This is a genomic window from Pseudonocardia sp. KRD291 (assembly GCF_019263595.1).
GTDB lineage: Bacteria > Actinomycetota > Actinomycetes > Mycobacteriales > Pseudonocardiaceae > Pseudonocardia.
In genome coordinates this window covers 1-3002 of the sequence record NZ_JADQDD010000449.1, presented here as the reverse complement: position 1 = coordinate 3002, position 3002 = coordinate 1, and the positions used below count along the sequence as shown (strand labels likewise).

General features: G+C 76.2%; 1 pseudogene. It reads left to right on the top strand.

Annotation, left to right across the window (positions count from 1 at the left end):
• Positions 1-3002 (top strand): annotated as a pseudogene (locus I4I78_RS31530) (DEAD/DEAH box helicase); the annotation flags it as partial.

The window sequence follows — 3002 nt, the reverse complement described above, 5'->3', positions numbered from 1 at the left end:
CGGTGGTCGCGGAGCGGATGGGGTCGGGCTCGATCGAGTCGCTGCGCTACCCGCGCAACCCGCTCGACGTGCTCGCCCAGCAGATCGTGGCGATGGTCGCGCTGGAGCCGTGGTCGCTCTCGGCGTTGTCGGCGCTCATCCGGCGCGCGGCGCCGTTCGCGGCGCTGCCGGACTCGGCGTTGCACTCGGTGCTGGACATGCTCGCCGGGCGTTACCCGTCCGAGGAGTTCGGCGAGCTCCGGGCCCGGATCACCTGGGACCGGGTCACCGACGAGCTGCGCGGCCGGCCCGGCGCGCAACGTCTCGCCGTCACCTCCGGCGGCACCATCCCGGACCGTGGGCTGTTCACGGTGATGACCCCCGGCGGCGCGGACGGCGCCGGGTCGCGGGTCGGCGAGCTGGACGAGGAGATGGTCTACGAGTCCCGGGTCGGGGACACGTTCCTGCTCGGCACGTCGAGCTGGCGGGTCGAGGACATCACCCACGACCGCGTGATCGTCACCCCGGCGCCCGGCGTGCCGGCGCGGATGCCGTTCTGGAAGGGCGAGTCGATCGGGCGCCCGCTGGAGCTGGGACGCGCGGTCGGGGCGTTCGTCCGGGAGATGTCCGGGCTCGGCGACGCCGCGGCGCGCGAGCGGGCCGCGCAGGCCGGGCTCGACGAGTGGGCCTGCGACAACCTGCTCGCCTACCTGCGCGAGCAACGCGAGGCGACCCGGCACGTGCCGAGCGACCGCACGATCCTGGTCGAACGCTTCCGCGACGAGCTCGGCGACTGGCGCCTGGTCGTGCACTCCCCGTTCGGCGCGCAGGTCAACGGGCCGTGGGCGCTGGCGATCGCCGCCCGGATGCGGGAGCGGCGCGGCGTCGAGGTCAGTGCCTCCGGTGCCGACGACGGGATCGTGCTGCGCCTGCCCGACGCCGTCGACGACTCTGGGTCCGAGGTCGTCCCGACCGCCGAGGACGTACTGCTCGAACCGGCCGAGATCGAGCAGATCGTGGTCTCCGAGCTGGGCGGCTCGGCGCTGTTCGCGTCCCGGTTCCGGGAGTGCGCGGCCCGGGCGCTGCTGCTGCCGCGGCGCGACCCGAAGCGGCGCAGCCCGCTGTGGCAACAGCGCCAGAGATCCGCGCAGCTGCTCACGGTGGCGGGGAAGTACGAACAGTTCCCGATCACCCTGGAGGCGATGCGCGAGTGCGTCCAGGACGTCTACGACCTGCCCGGGCTGCGCGAGCTGATGAGCGACGTCGCCGCGCGGAAGGTGAAGGTCGCCGAGGTCGAGTCGCCCTCGCCGTCGCCGTTCGCGCGCAGCCTGCTGTTCGGCTACGTCGGGATGTTCCTCTACGAGGCCGACGCCCCGCTGGCCGAGCGCCGCGCGGCCGCGCTGTCGCTGGACTCGACCCTGCTCTCCGAGCTGCTCGGCTCGGAGGCGATCCGGGAGCTCCTGGACCCGGAGGTCCTCGACGAGGTCGAGGCGGCGTTGCAGCGCACCGCGCCCGACCGGCACGCGCGCGACGCCGAGGGCCTGGCCGACCTGCTGCGCTTCGTCGGCGACCTGTCCGAGGCAGACGGCCGGGCCCGCGGCGCCGCGCCGGAGTGGTTCACCGACCTGGAGGACTCGCGGCGGGCGCTGCGGGTGCGGATCGCCGGTGAGCAGCGCTGGATCGCGATCGAGGACGCCGGGAAGGTCCGGGACGCGCTCGGCGCAGCGCTGCCGGTCGGGGTGCCGGAGGCGTTCACCGAGCCGGTCGCCGACCCGCTCGGGGACCTGATCCTGCGCTACGCCCGCACCCACGGGCCGTTCACCGCGGGGGAGTGCGCGAGGCGGTTCGGGCTCGGCGTCGCCGTCGTGTCCGGGGTGCTGGACCGGATGACCGGCAGCGGCAGGCTGGCCCGCGGCGAGCTACGGCCGCAGGCTTCGCAGCCGGCGGGCGGCGGACCGTCGGAGATCGAGTTCTGTGACGCCGAGGTGTTGCGACGCCTGCGCCGGGCGTCGCTGGCCCGGCTGCGCTCCGAGGTGGAGCCGGTCGAGCAACGCGCGCTGGGCCGGTTCCTGCCGGCCTGGCAGGGGGTTCAGGTCCGCTCCGGTGGGGAGCGGCGCGGACGGGTCCGTCGTGCGCCCGGCGCCGAGGACGTGCTCGGCGTGGTGGAGCAGCTGGCCGGGGCGCCGCTGCCGGCCAGCGCCGTGGAGTCGCTGATCCTGCCCGCCAGGCTGCCGGGCTACTCCCCCGCGCTGCTCGACGAGCTGACCGCGGCCGGCGAGGTCACGTGGTCGGGCTGCGGGGCGCTGTCCGGGCAGGACGGATGGCTGGCGCTGGCCCCGGCCGACGTCGCGGACCTGCTGCTCCCCGAGACCGACCTGGACACCGCCGGGTCGCCGATCCACCGTGCGGTGCTGGCCGCGCTCGGGGTGGCGGACCCGGAGCAGCTCACCGACCCGGAGTCCGACGCCGCCACCGGCGGGGGCGCGCTGTTCTTCCGCGAGCTCGCGACCCGCGCCGGGCAGATCCTGCGCGAGCGCGACGAGCAGGCACCCGGCGACGAGGACGTGGTCGCCGCGATCTGGGACCTGGTCTGGGCCGGCGCGCTGACCAACGACACGCTCGGGCCGCTGCGCGCGCGGCTCGGCGCGTCCGGGAGCAGGCGCGGCGGCGGGGCGCACAAGACCGCGCGCCGGCCCTCCCGGGGGCGTTACGCGCAGCTGCGGGCGGGGCGGCCGTCGATGCCGAGCCGGACCGGGCCGCCGTCGGTCGGCGGGCGCTGGTCGGTGGCCGTGGTCCGGGAGCCGGACGCGACCCGGCGCGCGCACGCGAGGGCCGAGGCGTTCCTGGAGCGGCACGGGGTGCTCACCCGGGGCGCGCTGGGCACCGAGCGGGTCTCCGGCGGGTTCGCCGGGGTCTACCGGGTGCTGCGCGCGATGGAGGAGTCCGGGCGCTGCCGGCGCGGCTACATCGTCGAGGGGCTCGGCGCGGCGCAGTTCGCGGTGCCGGGCGCGATCGACCGGGTG